The organism is Microbacterium sp. LjRoot45 (assembly GCF_964253325.1).
Taxonomy (GTDB): domain Bacteria; phylum Actinomycetota; class Actinomycetes; order Actinomycetales; family Microbacteriaceae; genus Microbacterium.
The window spans coordinates 1533639-1553240 of sequence record NZ_CAXUQM020000001.1 but is presented as its reverse complement, the minus strand read 5'-3'; the positions used below and the strand labels follow the sequence as shown (position 1 = coordinate 1553240).

Sequence of the window (19602 nt, the reverse complement as noted above, 5' to 3'; positions counted from 1 at the left end):
CTCCCTCCAGGCTGCCGAGCAGTCTCAAGGCTCGAGTGGATCGATCAACGACGGGTCGTTGTTCCGCACATTCCCCACGGCACTTCCGACGGCGTGGTGCGCCATCGTCTCTGCCAGGAGCGGGGCGGCATCGATCGCCGCGTCGAGCACGTCTCCGACGTTCTCGGTTGTCGGGTCGAGCCACGCGTCAGCGTGATCGGCATCGAGGAACAACGGCATCCTGTCGTGAATCGAACCGAGATCGCCGACGGCATCCCTCGTCATGATCGTGAAGCTCAACATCCACCTCGCCGGATCATCGTCGGCCTTCGAGGGATCGCGCCACCATTCGTAGAGACCCGCGAACAGCAGCGGTGATCCGTCGCCCGGATGGATGTAGTGAGGGGTCTTCACCCCCTGGTCGGTGTGCCACTCGTAGTACCCGGATGCCGGGACGACAGCGCGGCGTTTGATGAGAGCCTGCCGGAACATCGGCTTGTCCTCGACCTCTTCCGCTCGAGCGTTGAACGCGCGGGGCCCGATCGACGGATCCTTCGCCCACGCGGGTACGAGCCCCCACCGTGCCGCTTCGAGGCGACGGGTGGGCGGCTCGGTCTTCGCGGAGTCGAGGACGATCGCAGCGCGGTCGGTCGGCGCGACGTTGAAGGACGGCTGAGGGAGATCGTCTCCGACCACGTCGACGCGGAGTACGCCCACGAGTTCCGAACCGACCTGGGCAACGACGAACCGACCACACATGCGCTCAGCCTAAGCCCGGCCTCCGACGTCGATCGGACGCCCCGGCGTGTCAGGACTCGACGACGACGCCCACCGCAGCGAGACGCTCCAGCAGCTCCGCACCGTCGGGTCCCGTGACCCAGGGGACACCGGCCGCTGAATGGTCGTTGACGGCGGTGCGTCCGCCCGCGAGGACCGCCTCTGCGGTCGACAGCTGCCGGATCGCGACAGCTTCGACGTGTCCCGGGGACTCGCTCGTGAAGGCCGTGTACAACTCGTCGTCGTGCTGACCGTCATCGCCGATCAGCATCCAGCGCACGTCGGGGAACTCGCGCGCAAGGCGTCGCAGGTTCTCGCTCTTGTGGTCCTTCCCGCTGCGGAACCAGCGGTCGTGGGTCGGGCCCCAGTCGGTCAGGAGCAGCGCTCCCGACGGGAAAAGGTGCCGACGCATGAACCTGACGAGCGTCGGGGCGACGTTCCACGCGCCGGTGGACAGGTAGATGATGGGCGCGCCGGCATGATCGCGGACGAGCCTCTCCAGGAGCACCGCCATGCCGGGCACGGGCTGCCTCGCGTGCTCGTCGAGCACGAAGGAGTTCCACGCGGCCACGAACGGGCGGGGGAGCGCGGTCACCATGACCGTGTCGTCCACGTCGCAGACGATGCCGAAGCGCACGTCCGATCCCACGACGAACACCTTCGTCTCCACGGGCTCGCTGCCCTCGACCGACATCGTCAACGTCTGCCACCCCGACGCGAGCGAGGCCGGGAGCACCGTGTCGATCACGCCACCCCTGTCGGCGACGACCTCGTGACGCACCCCGTCGACCGTCACGATCACCTGCGCATAGCCGATGGGAACCGACGCGAAGCTGCGCCACCCGCGCACACTCGCGTACTCACCGCCGCGCCGGGGCTTGAGGGGCGGGACGATGAGCACGCGGCCGAGCACGCGCACCCAGTCCGACCCGCCGTAGCCCGGATAGGCGGCGACGGTGGGAACCTGTCCGCGCCCACGCGCGCGACGCTCACGCCACGAGTGGAATCGGTACTCGAGTCTCGCGAGCCACAGGACCTTCGGCCGGGGGGACGGATCGGCAGACATCGATTCAGTCTTTCACGTCGCCGTCGACGTCGTCGGACGCCATCTCGTCTTCGAGGCGCAGATGCCGAGCCTCCCGCGCGACGATGACGCGCTTGGCGACATAGATGAGGAGAAGGAACACGACGATCACGGCGACGAACAGGTACCCGGCGTAGTGCAGCCGATCGGCCAGTTCTCGGTACGTCCCCGCAGCCGCGGCCGCCACCGAGACGTACACGATGGCCCACAGGGCGCACGCCGGGGCCGTCCAGGCCAGAAAGCGCCGGTAGGCGAACCCGCTCATGCCCACGGTGAGCGGCACGAGCGAGTGAAGTACGGGAAGAAAGCGGGAGATGAAGATCGCCGGCCCGCCGCGGCGACGGAGATACAGCTCTGCGCGCGTCCAGTTCTCTTCCCCGAGCCGCATGCCGAGACGCGAGAAGCGAATGCGCGGCCCGAGCCATCGTCCGAGCCAGAATCCGATGCTCTCGCCCACCAGCGCACCGACGATCACCACGGCGATGAGCGCACCCGCCTCCCACGGCGATGCGACGGCCGTTCCCGCGACGATCACGATGGAATCACCGGGCACGACCAGACCGATCAGCACGCTCGTCTCGAGCATGATCGCGACGCCGGCCAAGATCGTCCTCACGACGGGGTCGACGCTCTGCACGGCGTCGAGCAACCATGTGAGGAACTCGTTCACCGTCCCAGCCTACGTCCCCACCGCCGTCTAGCCTGGGAACGTGATCGACGCCCTCTCGTCCCGCGAGCTGCCCGCCTGGACAGAGCCCGAGCGCCTCTTCTTGGCGGGCCCGGCACGCGACGAGAACTGCTTCTGGCTGGACGCCGGTGAGGACGCAGTGGACGGGTGGAGCTGGGTCGGGACCGGGGCGCCGACGGGCGGGCCGGCTCACGACCTCGATGTGACCCGCGCGCTCACGCCCGCGGACGCGGGCGGGCCGTTCCGCGGCGGATGGGTAGGGTGGCTCGGCTACGACGATGCTGCTGCATCCGCCGGCGCGCCCGCGAGCATGGAGGACGGCGTCGCGCACACCGCCGGGCTTCTCGTCACGCGCTTCGTGGCCTTCGAGCACGCGACGCGACGCGTGTGGGCCTGGGCTCCGCACGGAGACCTGGACGAGTTCGTCGCAGAGGTCGCCCGCTGGCAGGATCACGACATCTCGGCTCCAGTCGAGGTCGGTGCCGGTCCGTCGCCCGCCGTCGCACACCACGCGCGCGCACGGCACGATCCCGCGGAGTATGCCGCGCTCATCGAGCGCTGTCGCGACGCCATCCGCGACGGAGACGCCTACCAGCTGTGCCTGACGACCAGGTTCGACGTCTCGGCATCCGTCGATCCCGTCGCCGCCTTCCTCCGCCTACGCGCGGCCACACCCTCGCACCACGGCGGGCTCGTGCGCGTCGGCCCCCATGCCCTGGTCAGCGCCAGCCCGGAGCGCTTCCTCGAGATCGGCGACGGCGTCGTCCGCACACGGCCCATCAAGGGGACCCGACCCCGTGGTGCCGACCCCGTCAGCGATCACGCCCTCGCTGCAGATCTGGCGGGCAGCGTCAAAGAGCGCGCGGAGAACGTGATGATCGTGGATCTCATGCGCAACGACCTCCAGCGTGTGTGCGACCCGGGCACCGTCGCCGTCGAACGTCTGTTGGAGGTCGAGACGTATGCCGCGGTCCATCAGCTGGTGAGCACGGTGGCGGGGTGTCTGCGCCCCGGATCGACCTTCTCGGACGTCCTGGGGGCCGTCTTTCCCGCCGGAAGCATGACCGGCGCTCCGAAGCTCGCGGCCATGCGCATCCTGCACTCCTTGGAGAATGCCCCCCGCGGCGTGTTCGCCGGGTGCTTCGGCTGGGTCGGCACCGACGGACGAGCCGACCTCGCCATGGTCATCCGCTCGATCGTCATCCATCCCCACGGGGCCTACGTCGGCGCGGGTGGAGGAATCACCTGGCGTTCCGTTCCCGCCGACGAAGTCGCCGAGGTGGCGGTCAAGGCACGAGGCCCCCTGGCGGCGGCGGGCGCGCTCCTGCCCGCAGGCTGGTGACCTGGTCGGTCCGCTAATCTGGAAGGACGCCTGCGCGCGTTCCCGAACTCTCCACGATTGGTGCTCCGTGTCCTCGACGTCTTCCGCTACCCCCGCCGCCCACACGGAGGGCAGCGGGTTCGACCCGTACGAGATCCAGACGAAGTGGCAGCGCCGGTGGACCGAGGCCGACCCTTTCCGCGCCGGCGGCGAGGACGACACCCGTCCGCGTAAGTATGTGCTCGGCATGTTCCCCTATCCGTCCGGCGACATGCACATGGGCCACGCGGAGAACTACGCCTACGTCGACTCGGTGGCACGCTTCTGGCGTCACCGCGGATACAACGTGCTCAATCCCATCGGGTGGGATTCCTTCGGCCTCCCCGCCGAGAACGCCGCCATCCAGCGTGGCGCCGACCCGCGCGAGTGGACATACTCCAACATCGCGCAGCAGCGGGCTAGTCTCCAGCGATTCGGAACGTCGTACGACTGGAGCCGGGTGCTGCACACGAGCGACCCCGACTACTACCACTGGAATCAGTGGCTCTTCCAGAAGCTCTACGAGCGTGGTCTCGCGTACCGCAAGGAGAGCCCGGTCAACTGGTGTCCCCACGACCAGACCGTGCTCGCGAACGAGCAGGTCGTTGACGGGCGCTGCGAGCGCTGCGGCCACGAGGTGGTCAAGAAGAAGCTCACGCAGTGGTACTTCAAAATCACCGAGTACGCCGATCGCCTCCTGGACGATCTGAACCAGCTCGAGGGCTTCTGGCCGTCGAAGGTCATCCGGATGCAGCGCAACTGGATCGGACGTTCGGTGGGCGCCGACATCGACTTCGAGATCGAGGGCCGCGCTGAGAAGGTCACGGTCTTCTCGACGCGACCCGACACCCTGCACGGGGCGACCTTTTTCGTCGTCGCGCCCGAGAGCGATCTGGCCGCCGAGCTCGCCGCCGGTTCGACCGCGGAGGTCCGAATGCGGTTCCAGGACTACCTGGAGCAGGTCGGCAAGGCCAGCGAGATCGAGCGTCAGTCGACGGATCGGCCGAAGACGGGCGTCTTCCTCGACCGCTTCGCCATCAACCCGATCAACGGCGAGCGTCTGCCGATCTGGGCTGCTGATTACGTCCTCGCCGATTACGGTCACGGCGCGGTGATGGCTGTGCCGGCGCACGATCAGCGCGACCTCGACTTCGCCCGCGCGTTCGATCTGCCGGTGAAGGTCGTCGTCGACACCACTGCACCGGTCACGGGCGCGATCACAGTGATCGAGGTCGACGATGACGGTGTGCCGATCGATCCGGCGGGGGAGTCGCTGGACTCGCTCGACCCCGCGGTGACCGGCACGGCGCTGACGGGTGAGGGACGCCTGATCAACTCGGGGTCGCTGAACGGACTGAGCAAGCGCAACGCGATCGCCCGTGTCATCGAGCAGCTCGAAGCGTCGGGATCGGGGCGAGCATCGAAGTCGTACCGGCTGCGCGACTGGCTGATCTCCCGGCAGCGGTTCTGGGGAACGCCCATCCCGATGATCCACACCGAGGACGGACGGATCGTTCCGGTGCCCGAAGACCAGCTGCCACTTACGCTCCCGGATGCACATGGTCTGGACCTCGCACCGAAGGGCACCTCGCCGCTGGGCGGCGCCACCGAGTGGATCGAGACCGTCGACCCGGAGACCGGCGCACCGGCCCGCCGCGACGCCGACACGATGGACACGTTCGTCGACAGCTCCTGGTACTTCCTGCGCTTCCTCGCGCCGGGCGACGCGACACAGGCGTTCTCCTCGCGGGAGGCGGACAAGTGGGCCCCAGTCGACTCGTACATCGGCGGCGTCGAGCACGCGATCCTCCACCTGCTCTACGCACGCTTCATCACGAAGGTGCTTTTCGACATGGGTCTGATCGGGTTCACCGAACCCTTCACGACTCTCATCAACCAGGGCATGGTCCTTCTGGACGGCTCCAAGATGTCCAAAAGCAAGGGCAATCTCGTCGAGTTCGCTTCGAGCATGGTCGACCCGGGCGCGGATGCCGTGCGGGTCGCGATCGCCTTCGCAGGCCCCGTCGAGGACGACATCAACTGGGAGGACGTCTCCACGACGGGAGCGCAGAAGTTCCTCGCGCGTGCCTGGCGCGTGGCGAAGGACGTCACGAGCGACCGCGACGTCGTCTGGGCCGAGGGTGACGCATCACTGCGACGCGTGACGCATCGTCTTCTCGCCGATGCCCCAGGGCTGGTCGAACAGACCAAGTTCAACGTCGTCGTCGCGCGCTTGATGGAGCTCGTCAACGCCACGCGCAAGACGATTGACACCGGCGCAGGCCCGGCCGACCCCGCTGTGCGCGAGGCGGCCGAGGCGACCGCGATGATCCTCGACCTCTTCGCGCCGCACACGGCGGAGGAGATGTGGGAGATCCTCGGTTATGAGCCCTTCGTGGGTCTCGTGACCTGGCGACAGGCCGACCCGACGCTTCTCGTCGAGGAATCCGTCACCGCGGTGGTGCAGATCGACGGCAAGGTTCGCGGCACGCTCACCGTTCCGGCACGCATTTCCGCCGACGAACTCGAGCAGCGCGCGCGAGACGATGAGAAGGTGCGCCGTTCGCTCGGCGACCGCACGATCGTTCGCGCGGTGGTGCGCGCGCCGAAGGTGGTCAGCTTCACCACCGCGTAGCCTTCTCCCCGGCCGTCGGTCGGCATGAGTCCTCCACGGGAGGGCGCGAACTTCGCCCACCGACGGCGGCATCTTGCACGCTGGACCGGTGACTGCAGATCCCTCTCCGCGTTCGCGTCTCCGCTGGGGCGCTGCCATCGTGCTGGTCGTCGTGGCACTCGCGATCACCGTCGTCACGGGAATCGTCCGCACGATGGCGAGCCCTGTCGAGTCGGTCGCGAGCGTCGCGGTGACTCCCGCGGCAGTGGCGACAGCCAGCCCGGCCGCCGAACTGTACGTACACGTTCACGGGCAGGTCGCGCGACCCGGGATCTACCGCCTCTCCCCGGATGCACGCGTGATCGATGTGATCACCGCCGCGGGCGGGCTCACCCGCAAGGCTGAACCCTCCGGTATCAATCTCGCGCGCCCCCTCACCGATGGCGAACAGGTACGGGTGCCCGCGCGGGGGGAGGAGGCGTCAACGCTGTCAGAGGGGAGCACCGGTGTCCCACCGGCATCGAGTGCGGACGCCGGGGCGGCGCCCGGTGAGCTCGTTGATCTCAACACGGCCGACGGTCCCACCTTGGAGACGCTGCCGCGCATCGGCCCGGCGCTGGCTCAGCGCATCCTCGAGTGGCGCGAGCAGAATGGCCGCTTCTCGAGTGTGGACGACTTGCTCGCTGTAGCCGGGATCGGCGACAAGATGCTCGACGCGCTCCGCGAACTGGTCACGGTGTGAGCGTGCGCGCACGCGACCTGCGGCTGGTGCCCATCGTCCTCACGGTCTGGGTGGCGGCGGCAGTCGCCATCGTGGTTCCTGACGCCTCGGGGCCTCTGTCCGTGGGGTTCATCGCGCTTTCCCTCGCCGGAGCGCTCATGCTCGCGCTCCGTCGCTTTCCTCTCGCGGCGGTGTCCGTGTGCGCGCTGGCGGTCGCTGCGGCCGTTCTCGCGGGCACCACTGCTGCCCAGGTCGCCTACTCCCAACCTGGCCGAGCGGCTGTGAGCGCGCTGCCGATCGACGGCGGGCGCGCCCTGTCGTGGGAAGTGCGTGTGGTCGGCAAAGTCGAGCGGTCGGCGCACGGTGTGCGATTCGACGCCGTGAGTTCGCAGGTCACGGTGGGCGGCACCGTCATGCGCGCCTCGGCACCACTGATCGTGCGCGCCGCGGAGATTCCCTCCGGGATCGACGTCGGTGCCGCCGTCTACGTTCGCGGCACCGCGCTTCGCGCCGACGCGGGCGCGCGCGCAGTGCTCATCGTCCACGCTTCCGAGGTCGTGGTGCGCTCCCGACCCGAGGGGGTCCTCGCCGTCGTGGCCTCTCTTCGGCGCGGCTTACACGAGGCCGTGTCGGGATTGCCTCAGCCTGCAGCAGGGCTGATCGCCGGGTTGGCCGTCGGTGACACGAGTGGGGTGACCGCGGAACTCGATGAGGCGATGAAGCGAGCGTCGCTGTCGCACCTGACGGCCGTCTCCGGTGCCAACTGCGCACTCGTCGTGGGACTCAGCGTCGCTGTCGGTGCCGCACTGGGGCTGCGTCGCCGAGCTCGGCTCGCGCTCGGCGCCGGCGTGCTCCTGGCATTCGTCGTGCTCGTCACGCCAGAACCGAGCGTCGTTCGCGCGGCGGCAATGGCGCTCATCGCCATGCTCGCGCTGGTGCACGGTCGTGCGGGGACGGGGATTGCCGTCTTGGGGATGGCGGTCATCGTGCTTCTCATCCTCGACCCGTGGCTCGCGCTCTCCGCCGGCTTCGTACTCTCGACCGTCGCCACGGCTGCGCTCCTGCTCCTCGCAGGTCCGCTTGCCGACGGGATGTCGCGCTGGATGCCGTCGCCGCTCGCACTCGTCATCGCGGTGCCGCTCTCGGCTCAGCTGGCATGCGGACCGGTCCTCGTGCTGCTCGATCCGACCGTGCCCGTCTACGGCGTCCTCGCCAATCTCATCGCCGGACCGGCCGCCCCGGTCGCCACCGTCATCGGCCTCCTCGCCTGTCTCACCACTCCCATCCCGGTGCTCGCCCACGGGTTCGCGACCCTCGCCTGGTTGCCTGCCGCCTGGATCGCCGAGACCGCTGCCGTCATCGCCCGGTTGCCGTGGGCGACGGCGCCGTGGCTGGGTGGTCTCACCGGAGCAGGCGCACTGACCCTCGTCGGTGCGACGATCGTGGTCGCCGTTCACCCTGCCGCTCGCGGTCGGCCGCGGCTGCGTGCCGGCGCGGTGCTCGCTGTCGCGGGTCTCGCCGGCGCGGGGATCGCCGGGGGACCCGCGCTGACATGGCTCGAACGCGAGCGAGTTCCGCACGACTGGGCCATCGTCGCGTGCGACGTCGGGCAGGGCGACGCCGTTCTCATCAGGTCGGCGCAGAGAATCGCCTTGGTCGACACCGGACCCGACCCCGCACCGCTGCGGCAGTGTCTCGAGCTCTTCGGTGTCCAACGAATCGATCTGCTCGTGCTGACGCACTTCGACCTCGACCACCGCGGGGGCGTGCCCGCCGTCGCGGGGAGGGTCGGCCACGTGATCCATGGTCCGGTGCCGGATGCCGCGGGCGCGCAGTCTCTGCACACACTCGAACGCGGCGGCGCACGCCTCACGGAGGTGAGCGAGGGAGTGGTGGGCACGCTGGGCGATGCCCGCTGGCGCGTGCTCTGGCCACCTCCCCTCGGAGCGACGTCCACGGCCTTCACCGGCAACGACGCGAGTGTGATTCTCGAGATCAGCGGCGGTGGGGTGCCGCGGACTCTCCTGCTGGGAGACCTGTCCGCGTCTCCGCAGATCCCGCTCGCGTCGCGGCTGGCCGGCGCCTATGACGTCGTCAAAGTCGCCCACCACGGCAGCGCCGACCAGTACCCACGAATCTACGAGGTCGTGGGTGCACGCCTGGCTCTGCTCACGGTCGGTGAGAACACCTATGGTCATCCCCGGAAGGAGACTCTCGACATCCTCGCCGACACGGGCACACGCGTCGCCCGCACCGACCACTCCGGCGCGATCGCGGTGTGGATGGAAGCCGGAGACCTCCGCCTCTGGCGTCAGCGCAGCGTCGGCGGCGCTGAGTAGGCTGGACGCATGGCAGCTCGCAGACCGGCATCCCGCACCGCGTCGGCCATCCCGCAACTGTCGTGGCGCTCGCCACAGCCCGCGCCGATCGTGCTCGTCTCCGGACCCGAGGAGGTGTGCGCGGAACGGGCGATCGCCGGCGTACGGGACTACCTGCGTGCGGAGGACGAGAGCCTCGAGGTCAACGACGTCCGCGCCGACGATTACGCGTCCGGCACTCTTCTCGCCGTCACTTCTCCCTCTCTGTTCGGCGAGCCCCGACTCGTGCGGGTGTCGGGGGTCGAGAAGTGCTCCGACGTCTTCCTCGCCGAAGCGCTCGCCTACCTCGACGCCCCCCAAGACGGCGCGACGGTGATCCTTCGCCACACCGGCGCCAGCGTACGCGGGAAGAAGCTCCTCGATGCGATCCGTGCCGGTTCCGGCGGCGGGGTGGAGATTGCCTGCACCGCCGTCAAGCGCGACTCCGACCGATTCGATTTCGCTGCGGGCGAGTTCCAGGCGGCGCAGAAGCGCATCGCTCCGCCGGCGCTTCGTGCGCTCGTGAGCGCGTTCGCCGACGACCTCACCGAACTCGCCGCAGCCTGTCAGCAGCTGATCTCCGACGTTCCCGGTGACATTTCGGTGGAGACGGTGGAGCGGTACTACGGGGGGCGCGTCGAAACGTCCGCCTTCACGGTCGCCGACACCGCGATCGCCGGGCGCTACGGCGACGCGCTGGTCGCTCTGCGGCACGCGCTGGCCAGTGGCGCCGACCCCGTGCCCCTCGTCGCCGCGATCGCGTCGAAGCTGCGGACGATGGCGCGGGTCGCCGGTTCGCGCGAACCGGCCGCTGCCCTCGCCGCTCGTCTCGGCATGAAGGACTGGCAGGTCGATCGTGCCCGGCGTGATCTCAGCGGGTGGAACGAGGGCTCGTTGAGTATCGCCATTCAGGCAGCGGCGCGAGCCGACGCCGAGGTGAAGGGCGCGTCCCGCGACCCGGTGTTCGCGGTGGAGAGACTGGTCACGGTCATCGCCACGCGCGCTCCGTTCGGAGGCTGAACCGTCCGCCCGCATTCTCCGGAGCGGGGGAGCGGGCGCTCGGGGAAACTGACGAAGGCCCGTCCCCTGAGGGAACGGGCCTTCGTCAGTTGAGACGGCTCAGAGTCAGAGCGCAGCGACCTGCTTCGCGATGGCCGACTTGCGGTTCGCGGCCTGGTTCTCGTGGATGACGCCCTTGCTCACGGCCTTGTCGAGCTTCTTCGTCGCCGTCGCGAGAGCCTTCTCAGCGGCGGCCTTGTCGCCCGCGGCGATCGCTTCGCGGGTGCGACGCACCTCGGTCTTCAGCTGGCTCTTGACGGCCTTGTTGCGCTCACGCGCCTTCTCGTTGGTCTTGTTGCGCTTGATCTGCGACTTGATGTTCGCCACGTTCGAGGGCTCTTTCGTTCGGAGTGTTCGTTGGATGTGCCGAGTGACAAGAGAGGGCTGCCGCACGGCGGTCGTGTGAGGGAGAAGCCCACACGCAAGCCAAAAGCCGAGTCTACCAGGTTTCGTCGTGCGACCCGCGCCGACACCGAGCGGCATTTCATGCTGTGCAGGAGTCTCCGGGTGCGGCATGATCGGGTCAACCGGACCCGACCGGCTCGACGATGCGCTCGACGAAGGAGATGCCGTGGCATCCGATCCTCTCACGCTCGACCCCGCGCCCTCCCTGCGACGGCTCACCCTGCTGCGGCCGCCGTTCCGCTGGTCTGCAGCTACGGCGGCCTTCCAGATCGAGGGCGCTCGTAGCGCGGACGGACGCGGACGCAGCATCTGGGACGACTTCGTGGACACACCCGGCGCGGTGAAGGACGGGTCGACGGCCGAGCCCGGGCCTGACAGCTGGCGTCGGTCAGCCGAAGACGTCGCGCTCTTGGACAGGCTGGGCGTCGATCGGTATCGATTCTCGGTGTCGTGGACCCGCGTGCAGCCGGGTGGGCGTGGAGGCGCGAACAGAGCCGCGTTGGACACCTACTCGCGGCTGGTCGACGAGCTGCTCGGGGCGGGGGTCACACCGTTCCCGACCCTGTATCACTGGGACCTTCCCAGCGAGTTGGAGACGGAGGGAGGGTGGCTGCAGCGAGAAACCGCCTTCCGCTTCGCAGACTTCGCCGCGCTCGTGATAGAAGCGCTCGGCGACCGCGTGCGGCACTGGTACACCATCAACGAACCGGTCTCGACCACGCTCCAGGGCTATGCGATCGGCGAACTCGCGCCCGCACGGCAGCTGCTCTTCGACGCTCTGCCGACCGTGCACCACCAGCTCCTGGCGCACGGTCTGGCCCAGCAGATCGTGCGTGACGCGGATGCCGGTCAGGTCGGGATCGTGAACAATCACACGCACGTATCCGCCGCCACGGCCTCTCCGGAGGATCAGGCCGCTGCCGCCGCGTACGACGCCCTCCACAATCATCTCTTCGCCGACCCCCTCTTCTTCGGGGAATACCCCGATCTCGGTGCCCTGGGCATCCCGGAACAACCGGTGCACGACGGCGACCTCGCGCTCATCTCCGAACCCAGCGACTTCTACGGCGTCAACTTCTACAACCCGACAGTGGTGGGCGCGGCCTTGCCCGAAGCCCCGATTCCGTTCTCCCTCCAGCCCGTCCCGGGCGCCGACGTCACCGGCTTCGGCTGGCCGATCGTCCCCGCCGCGCTGACCGAGGTGTTGCTCGGTCTCCGCTCCCGCTACGGTGACGCGTTGCCGCCGGTGATCGTCGGCGAGAACGGTGCATCCTTCTCCGAGCCTTCTCGCTCCGCCGGGCGTATCGAAGACACCGAACGCATCGCGTATCTCGCCGCGCACATCGAGGCGATCGCCGACGCCAACGAAAGGGGAGCGGACGTGCGGGAGTACACCGTGTGGTCACTGCTCGACAACTTCGAATGGGCGGAGGGATTCTCCCAGCGGTTCGGGCTCGTGCACGTGGACCACGAGACCTCGCAGCGCACGCCGAAAGCCTCCTACGAGTGGTACCGCGCCCTGATCGAGGAGGCCCGAGCATGACGCCGCCGCGCGTCGGCCGGCAGTGGTTCGCGCTGTTCACCGTCGCCTGGCTCGCGCTGTGGACCGTGCAGCTGACGCCGCTGCAGCTCCTCATCCCGCTGCAGTTGAACACACCCGACGACGCCGCCGGCTGGATCTCGGGAGTGGTGTCGTCGGGACTGGTCCTCGCGGTGGGGGGCATCGCCGCCGTCGTCGCCGGACCTGTCGCCGGTGGACTGTCCGACCGTACGCGAGGCGCGCGGGGGCGACGTCGACCGTGGGCCGTGGCGGGAGTCGCACTCGCCACGCTCTCCCTCGTCTGCCTGGCCGGAGCGAGCGGTCCGTGGCTGGTCGGCGCTGCGTGGATCGGTGTGTCGGTGGGCACGGCCGTCGCGGCCTCCGCCTTCACGGCGCTCATCGCCGATCAGCTCAGCGCGCAGCGCGGCGCGGCGTCGGCGGCCATCGCCTCCTCGCAAGCCGTCGGGATCGTGCTCGGAGTCGGGGCGATCGTCCTCCTCGGCCTGGGCACGCTCGGGGGATACCTCGTCCTCGCGGGCTTCCTCGCGGTCGCGGGTCTGAGCGCGGCGCTCATTCTTCCCGACCCGCCGGCCCCTTCGGCGTCCGAGGCCGCACGTGTGCCCCGCGGATTCGCCGAACGGACAGCCGCGCTTCGCGACCACGACTTCGCCTGGTTGCTCACGGGCCGCCTCGTCGTGAACATCGGCAACGCGTTGGGTACCGGTCTGCTGCTGTTCTTCCTCTTGTACGGAGTGGGGCAGTCGCCGGAGGCGGCCGAGGAGCAGCTTCTCCTGCTCATCGTCGTCTACACGGTCTTCGTCGTGGCCGCGTCCGTGCTGTCCGGGCGACTTTCGGACAGGTCCGGCCGGAGGATCGGCTGGGTGGTCGGTGCCGCGATGGTGCAGGCCGTGGCATCCCTTCTCCTGGCCGTCACTCCGTCGTTGGAGGTGGCCTTCGTCTCCGCTGCTCTTCTGGGAATGGGGTACGGCGCGTACATGTCGGTCGGCCTGGCTCTCGCGACCGACCTCTTGCCGTTCCCCGACGATCACGCCCGCGACCTCGGATTCGTGAACGTCGCGGCGAGCCTCGGGCAACTTCTCGGGCCGCTCATCGGTGCGGGACTCGTCGCCCTCGTCGGCGGTTTCTGGCTCCTCTTCGCGGTGGGTGCGGTCCTCTCCGCGCTCGGCGGTCTCGCGACGCTCCGCATCCGCGCGGGCGCCCCAACCCGGGGTCGAGCCTCAGCCGGCTGATTCGGCCGCGGCGACGTCGACGCTCGCGACGGCCAGGCCGAGGAGAGCGTTGAAGACGCGAGGTCGCATCGCGGTGACCAGATGGCTCGTTCGCGGGACGACGATCAGTTCCGCTCCCGGGACGAGCCCGACGAAGAGACGCTCGTTCGCACGCAGCTGGTCGTACTGCCCGTTGATGAACCAGGTCGGCACATCGATCCGGCCGAGCGCGGCGAGCAGATCCAGCACCGAGAGGCTCCGTAGCGCGACATCCTGCGCGTCGTACGCGTAGCCGCCGGCGCCGAAATCCAGGCGAGTCTCGGAGGGCAGCGTGCGATCGAGCACCCAGTCCGCGATGCCCTGGCCGCGGCGAGGAAGGCGGTCGAAGCCTCGCGCCAGCGCGCGGTAGGTGGCGAGGCCGACGCCGCGGGGAAGGGCCGTGCACGACGCCGCGATGAAGGCGTCGATGGGCGGCTTGTCCTCGCGACCCGCGTAGGCGAGAGAGAGGAGTCCTCCCATGGAGTGTCCGACGAGCACCACCCGGCCGCGCTCAGCGGCCCCGCGGACCGCGTGGTCGATGGTTGCGAACGCCTCGTCGAGGGTGAACTCCTCGGACATGCGTGTGCCGTGTCCGGGCAGGTCGACAGCGGTGGCGGGGATGCCGCGTTCGTTCAGATGAGCGACTTGCGAGCGCCACATGGTGGCGGAGGTACGAATGCCGTGCACCATCACCACGTGCGTCACCATCTGTCCAGCCTACGATTCGTCACACGTCGAACGGGCTCGCGACGCCGTGTCGCGAGCCCGCTCGATTCGGATTGCCTCCGGCGGGAGGACGGGGTCAGAACACCACCCTCACACGCACCGCCTTGCTCGCGGAGCCACTGGAGACGGTCGGATCGGCCGGCACGAAGACGGCCGTGTACTGGTGAGTGCCACGGCTCAGCTTGCCGAGCGTGTAGGCGGCGAAGCCCCGTCGGACAGGAACCGTGGCGACCACCTCAGTGCCCTCACGGAACTCCACCACACCCTCCGGCGAGCCTTCCTCCTGGTCGACGTACGCGACGAGCGTCGTCGGCAGGAGCCGGTTGATGTGCACGGGGAGGAGTGCGACCAGTTGCGTCGTCGTCGCCTGGGGCTCGACGGCCGCTTCGACCTCGAGGGCGACCCGCACCACGGTGCCCGAGTCCGGCGCGGTGAGGGTGATCACCGTGAGGCCGGCGGGGAGGTCGGCGGGGAGAGCGACCGACACGGATGCCGCACCCGCCGTCACCGGAACCTCACCGAGCTCGGTGTCACCGATGGACACGGCGAGCGACGTGTTCTCCGGAGCGCCCCGGCTGGTCATGTTGATGCCGCTGACCTGGAAGGTGACGGTGTCACCGGCGGTCGCGGTCGCCGGGGCTCCGGAGACCTGCACGGCGTGCTTGGCGAAGTCGGGCGCCAGAGGCGAGCCGTCGGCGATGTAGTCCATCCACGCCTCGTAGTCGAGGAGGCCGGTGTCCACGTAGTCCGACCCCTCGGTGAAGGCGCGGAAGTTGTCGCCTCCCGTCGCCAGGAACGAGAAGGTGCCGACGCGGTACTCTGCGGCGGGATCGAGCGGCTGACCGTCGACCGTGACCGAGGTGACGCGCGACCCTTCTGGAAGCGTCGCGTCGTACGTGTACGACACGTTGTCCGACAGCCCCAGCTGGAGATACGGCCGCTGAGGGACATTGCCCTGCGCGTCGCGTTGCCACTGCTGCTCCAGCAGCGTCGTGAACTGCTCACCGGTCAGGGTGACGAGGGCGAGAGTGTTGTTGAACGGCAGCACGGCATTGGCTTGCGAGAACGAGACCGTGCCGTCGGCCAGCCCCGGGATCGCCGTTGCGCCGAACTCGGCCTGCGTGTCCCACAGGTCGGCGCGCAGGCCACCCGGGTTCGTGACACCGATCTGCGCGCCCTGGGGGAGCGTGGAGAGCGAGTCGCGCAGCATGTTGGCAACCGTGTTGCCGAGCGCCGACTCCGAGGCCCGGTCATCGCGGGAACCGCCCGTCCAGACGCCGCCCACGAACGATCCACCGGCGTAGGCGGTCGTGATATCGCCCGACACCTCTCCGATCGCCGTGTTGCCCACCTCGGCGGCCGCCGCACGAGCGGCCTGGACGATGCGATCCACCTCCGCAACGCGCGGATAGGCGGCGATGAGGTCGGCGGCGGGCGTCGTCGTCCGGGGCACGATCCGCTCGGTGTGGGCGGTCACGTCGCCGCCGTCGATCGAGAGCACGATCTCTCCGATGTTGCCTCCGTAGGAGCCCGTCTGCACGACGGGGCGGGTGCGATCGGTGCCGGGGATCGGCGCCGACCATGCGTACTCCTTGTGGGTGTGGCCGGTGAAGAGCGCGTCGACCTCGGGGGAGGTGTCGTTCACCAGAGCGGCGAAGGGACCGCCCGCGGCGAGCTCTTGCTCGAACGTGGCACCGTCCGGGGTTCCCGCGCCGGCACCCTCGTGGTAGAGCGCGATGATCACGTCGGCCTCACCGTTGGCGTCGTCTCCGTCGCTCAGTTGCGCAGCGACGCGGTTGACGGCGGCGACGGGGTCGCCGAACTCCAGATCGGTGATCCCGGCCGGCGACACGAGCGACGGCGTCTCTTCCGTCACCGCGCCGATGATGCCGACCGTCACACCGTCCTCCTCCCGCAGGGCGTACTCGGGGAGCGCGGGGGTCTGCGTTCCGGCGAGGTAGACGTTGGCGCCCAGCTGCGGGTAGTCCGACGCGTCGGTGACACGCCCCTCCAGATCGGCGAAACCGCGGTCGAACTCGTGGTTGCCGACGGCCGTCGCCTCCAGACCGAGCGCGTTGAGCACGTCGATCGTGGGCTTGTCCTGCGCGACGGAGGAGGCGAACAGCGATGCGCCGATGTTGTCTCCCGCCGACAGGAACAGCGTAGGTCCGTCTGCGGCATCCCTCAGCTGTTCCACGGTGCCGGCGAACGCCACCGTATTGGCGTCGATGCGTCCGTGGAAGTCGTTGATGCCGAGCAGGGTCAGCTCGACGGGAGCGGCCTCGGCCGACAGCCCCACGAGCACCGGGTCGTGGTCGCTCGAGCGGTACACGTCGTTCGCGAAGAACTCGGTGCCGTGCGAGCGGAATCGGCTGTACTCGAGGGCGACGGACTCGCCGGAGTTGATGTTCCAGATGTCGGCACCCGTGGCACGCGCCAGGGCGGCGTCGTTGAGGAGAACGTGGTCGAGCGAGCCCGACAGTCCGGAGAAGCTGTACGAGGACGAGTCGACCTCGAAGTGCTGCTCTACGTCGGTGTAACCCGCTGCGTACAGCACCTGCAGTGGGTCTTCCTGCCCGTACGAGTTGAAGTCGCCCGCGAGGGCCACGGCCGCCACGTCGCCTTGGATCTCTTCGATCCAGTCGCGCAGCGCCGTCGCCTGGCGTACGCGCGACTCGTTCGACGAGCCCTGGCCGTCTCCGGCGTCCGCGTCGCCCGGCCACGGACCTGCCGAACCCTTCGACTTGAAGTGGTTGACGACGAAGAGGAGCTCGTCGCCGCCGGCGGCGGGAGCGAACACCTGTCCGAGCGGCTCGCGCGCGTTTCCGAAGGCCTCGCCGTCGGCGCTCTGGTCGCCCAGCGCGCGCGCGGACCCGACCGTGCTCACGGCATCCGGCTGGTAGATGATCGCGTTGGTGATGACGTCCTGCTCGGATGCCGGGGGCAACTCGTCCGAGGACGGGACGAAGGCCCAGCGGTCCTCGCCCGCCGCGGCGTTCAGAGCGGCCACGAGCGTCGCGGTCGCCTCGTCGGTCTCTTCGCCGAGGGCCGCCGAGTTCTCGATCTCCATGAGACCGACGACATCGGCATCGAGCGCGTTGATGGCGGCGACGAGCTTGGCCTGCTGGCGAGCAAGGTCGTCGGCGTCCCACGCTCCGCGCTGGTCGCAGCCCTCGCGGACGGTGACGCCGTCGCCGAAGCGATCGGTGTACGCGACGCACGAGGCCGACTCCGTACCGAGGGTCGTGAAGTAGTTCAGAACGTTGAACGACGCGACGGAGATGTCGCCGCCGACCTCGTCCGGAGCGGACGTGCGCGGGTTGTCGAACACGACACCGTCGGTACCCGTCCCGTCCGCGGCAAGCGGAGCCGACGGGTTCAGCTTCCACGTGTTGTTGCGGTAGTCGACGATCACGGGGTCGGTGAACGTCACCGATGCGCCGACGACGATCGGTTCGGCCAACGAGACGTAGGCGGGGGTGAGACCGCTGTTGGCCGCGGAGAGGAAGTTGGTGCTCGCTCCGTCATCGAGCGCGACGGCGCGTGCGGCGTTGTCGGCGGCCACGTCGGCTGCCTCGGCGCTGCCCGGCCGCGCCACGTCGGTGGGCTGACGCAGCGGCGCGTCGCCTGCGGCCAGTCCCACTTCGCCGTACTGGTTGGTGGCGTAGGTGTTGCTGACCGTGAACGAGCCCTGGGGAGCGACGAGCATCGACTCGAGCGTCTCCCGCTGCGCGTTCGTCGTGGGCCAGGCCACGGTCGCAGGCACGGGAGCCTCGGCATCGGCGATGACCGTGGCGGCGCCGGCACGGACCGTGATCTCGGTGAGACCGTTCCACTCGGAGACGACGCCGGTGACCTCGACCGTGTCGCCGAGGGCGACCTCGCCCACGGCGCCCGGCGCATAGACGAAGACGGCATCCGACGCGGCGTGGGTGTCGAGGTCGATGTCACCGCCGGTGCCGGCGGTCTGGATCACATAGCCGTCGAACCCACCGGTCGGGTAGTGGGCCGTCACGACTCCGGTCGTCGTCACGGTGGCGCCGGCCAGCGGCGAGGCGTCACCCGTGCCCTGGATGTCCGCGATCGCGACCATCTCCGGGTCTTCCGTCGGCGTCGGCGTGGGCGTCGGCGTCGGGGTGGGGGTCGGGCCGCCGTCGTCCGCGCCTGCGGGCGTCGGCACGCCGGCCGTGAAGTCAGCCGCGTTGTCGGCCGTGTTGGCGTCGTCGCCGTTGCGCGAGATGCTCGTCGCGTTCGTGGTCGCCGGCGCTGCGGCGGCACCCGCGAAGTGCGTCGCTCCGCCCCAGCCGACGAAGTCGACAACCTGCGCGAGGTCGACCAGTCCCGTCGCGCCGGAGAGGGCCGCGGTTCCCGCCACGAGGGCGACCTTGCCCTGCGTGCCGCTGAGGGCGATGGCGCCGTCGACATCCGCTTCGAACCCGGGGAGCGTACGGTCGGAGCCGTAGGCCTGGCCGATCAGCAACCGTTCACCGGCGGGTACGGAGACGCCGTCCAGTGCCGTCACCTGCCACGTGGCGCCGGTCGCCGAGGCGTACTGGAGGCTCCAGCCGTCGAGGTCGATCTCGGCATCCGTGACGTTTGCCAACTCCACGAAGTCGCGGTTGTACGCGCCGCCGTTGTTGCCGCCGCCGCCGTACACCTCGGCGATCACGATCGGCGCTTCCGCCGACACGACGGCGCCCGCCGCGGTCGGCAGTGCTACCAGGCCGGCGACCGCGAGGGCTGCGGCCGTGGAACCGGCCAGCCAGCGCGTGCGCGGACGCAGGGGCGAACGGAACTCTGCTGTGTGCATGTCGTCGTCTCCGAGGCGGTCCGCGCGCGGCAGGGAGGATCGCGCAGGCTTCGGCCGCCAGATTGAGCATCCTGTGGGCACGCGGAGTTCGACAAGTGTCAAATCGGTTAACTCTTTCTCATGGGCTGATGCGCTGGCGTGTTCGGCGGATCGTCGGGTATTGTCCGCGCGGGCGCAGGTCTGCCCCGGCGATCGGACGGCAGCGCCACGCGGC

Annotated in this window: 13 protein-coding genes; 7 read left to right on the top strand and 6 right to left on the bottom strand. The window is 69.3% G+C overall.

Annotated elements, in window-relative coordinates:
• Positions 1–24: 24 nt before the first annotated feature.
• From ACSQ18_RS07315 to ACSQ18_RS07305, 3 genes are read right to left on the bottom strand one after another with little or no spacing between them, the layout of a single operon-like run.
• Entirely contained in the window at positions 25–738 is a 714-nt protein-coding gene (locus ACSQ18_RS07315) for an SOS response-associated peptidase (RefSeq protein WP_436036509.1), read from the bottom strand.
• Positions 739–787: 49 nt separating this feature from the next.
• Positions 788–1822: an App1 family protein gene (locus tag ACSQ18_RS07310; protein WP_436036507.1), complete on the bottom strand. Its 1035-nt coding sequence runs from the start codon at positions 1820–1822 to the stop codon at positions 788–790.
• A gap of 4 nt (positions 1823–1826) precedes the next feature.
• Positions 1827–2510, bottom strand: coding sequence for a DedA family protein (locus tag ACSQ18_RS07305; protein ID WP_436036505.1), 684 nt, complete (start codon positions 2508–2510; stop codon positions 1827–1829).
• 40 nt (positions 2511–2550) lie between these two features.
• Here ACSQ18_RS07305 and pabB point away from each other — a divergent pair, with 40 nt between their 5' ends.
• The 5 genes from pabB (at position 2551) to holA (ending at position 10600) form a co-directional block, all read left to right on the top strand.
• Entirely contained in the window at positions 2551–3870 is a 1320-nt protein-coding gene (gene pabB, locus ACSQ18_RS07300; protein ID WP_436036503.1) for an aminodeoxychorismate synthase component I, read from the top strand.
• A gap of 67 nt (positions 3871–3937) precedes the next feature.
• Positions 3938–6523 (top strand): leucine--tRNA ligase, encoded by a 2586-nt coding sequence (gene leuS / locus ACSQ18_RS07295; RefSeq protein WP_436036501.1) that lies wholly within the window; start codon positions 3938–3940, stop codon positions 6521–6523.
• An 88-nt stretch (positions 6524–6611) separates the two neighbouring features.
• Complete coding sequence (locus ACSQ18_RS07290) at positions 6612–7244, top strand: helix-hairpin-helix domain-containing protein (protein WP_436036499.1); 633 nt, start codon at positions 6612–6614, stop codon at positions 7242–7244.
• A 2-nt stretch (positions 7245–7246) separates the two neighbouring features.
• Positions 7247–9562, top strand: coding sequence for a ComEC/Rec2 family competence protein (locus tag ACSQ18_RS07285; protein WP_436036497.1), 2316 nt, complete (start codon positions 7247–7249; stop codon positions 9560–9562).
• Positions 9563–9571: 9 nt separating this feature from the next.
• The gene (gene holA, locus ACSQ18_RS07280) at positions 9572–10600 is read left to right on the top strand and encodes a DNA polymerase III subunit delta (RefSeq protein WP_436036495.1); all 1029 of its coding nucleotides are present in this window, start codon (positions 9572–9574) and stop codon (positions 10598–10600) included.
• Positions 10601–10705: 105 nt separating this feature from the next.
• Here holA and rpsT read toward each other — a convergent pair whose 3' ends face one another.
• Positions 10706–10966, bottom strand: a complete 261-nt coding sequence (gene rpsT, locus ACSQ18_RS07275) for a 30S ribosomal protein S20 (protein WP_144807907.1) — start codon at positions 10964–10966, stop codon at positions 10706–10708.
• Positions 10967–11210: 244 nt separating this feature from the next.
• On the opposite strand from rpsT, the gene ACSQ18_RS07270 reads away from it, so the two are divergent.
• Both ACSQ18_RS07270 and ACSQ18_RS07265 read left to right on the top strand, forming a co-directional pair.
• Entirely contained in the window at positions 11211–12587 is a 1377-nt protein-coding gene (locus ACSQ18_RS07270; RefSeq protein WP_436036493.1) for a GH1 family beta-glucosidase, read from the top strand.
• A complete protein-coding gene (locus ACSQ18_RS07265) occupies positions 12584–13834 on the top strand; it encodes an MFS transporter (RefSeq protein ID WP_436036491.1) in 1251 nt (416 codons plus the stop codon). Before ACSQ18_RS07270 ends, ACSQ18_RS07265 begins: the two co-directional genes overlap by 4 nt.
• On the opposite strand, the gene ACSQ18_RS07260 is transcribed toward ACSQ18_RS07265, so the two are convergent.
• Together ACSQ18_RS07260 and ACSQ18_RS07255 are read right to left on the bottom strand one after the other, a co-directional pair.
• On the bottom strand, positions 13823–14560 hold the full coding sequence (locus tag ACSQ18_RS07260) for an alpha/beta fold hydrolase (protein ID WP_436036490.1): 738 nt from the start codon (positions 14558–14560) through the stop codon (positions 13823–13825). The two genes, ACSQ18_RS07265 and ACSQ18_RS07260, sit on opposite strands and share 12 nt — an antisense overlap.
• Positions 14561–14654: 94 nt before the next feature.
• Positions 14655–19388: an ExeM/NucH family extracellular endonuclease gene (locus ACSQ18_RS07255; RefSeq protein ID WP_436036489.1), complete on the bottom strand. Its 4734-nt coding sequence runs from the start codon at positions 19386–19388 to the stop codon at positions 14655–14657.
• Between the last annotated feature and the right edge of the window lie 214 nt (positions 19389–19602).

Bases quoted from the DNA above. Each gene is read 5' to 3' on its own strand.
- ACSQ18_RS07315 (WP_436036509.1), bottom strand. From the start codon at position 738: ATGTGTGGTCGGTTCGTCGTTGCCCAGGTCGGTTCGGAACTCGTGGGC.
- ACSQ18_RS07260 (WP_436036490.1), bottom strand. From the start codon at position 14,560: ATGGTGACGCACGTGGTGATGGTGCACGGCATTCGTACCTCCGCCACC.
- ACSQ18_RS07310 (WP_436036507.1), bottom strand. From the start codon at position 1,822: ATGTCTGCCGATCCGTCCCCCCGGCCGAAGGTCCTGTGGCTCGCGAGA.
- ACSQ18_RS07255 (WP_436036489.1), bottom strand. From the start codon at position 19,388: ATGCACACAGCAGAGTTCCGTTCGCCCCTGCGTCCGCGCACGCGCTGG.
- ACSQ18_RS07265 (WP_436036491.1), top strand. From the start codon at position 12,584: ATGACGCCGCCGCGCGTCGGCCGGCAGTGGTTCGCGCTGTTCACCGTC.
- holA (WP_436036495.1), top strand. From the start codon at position 9,572: ATGGCAGCTCGCAGACCGGCATCCCGCACCGCGTCGGCCATCCCGCAA.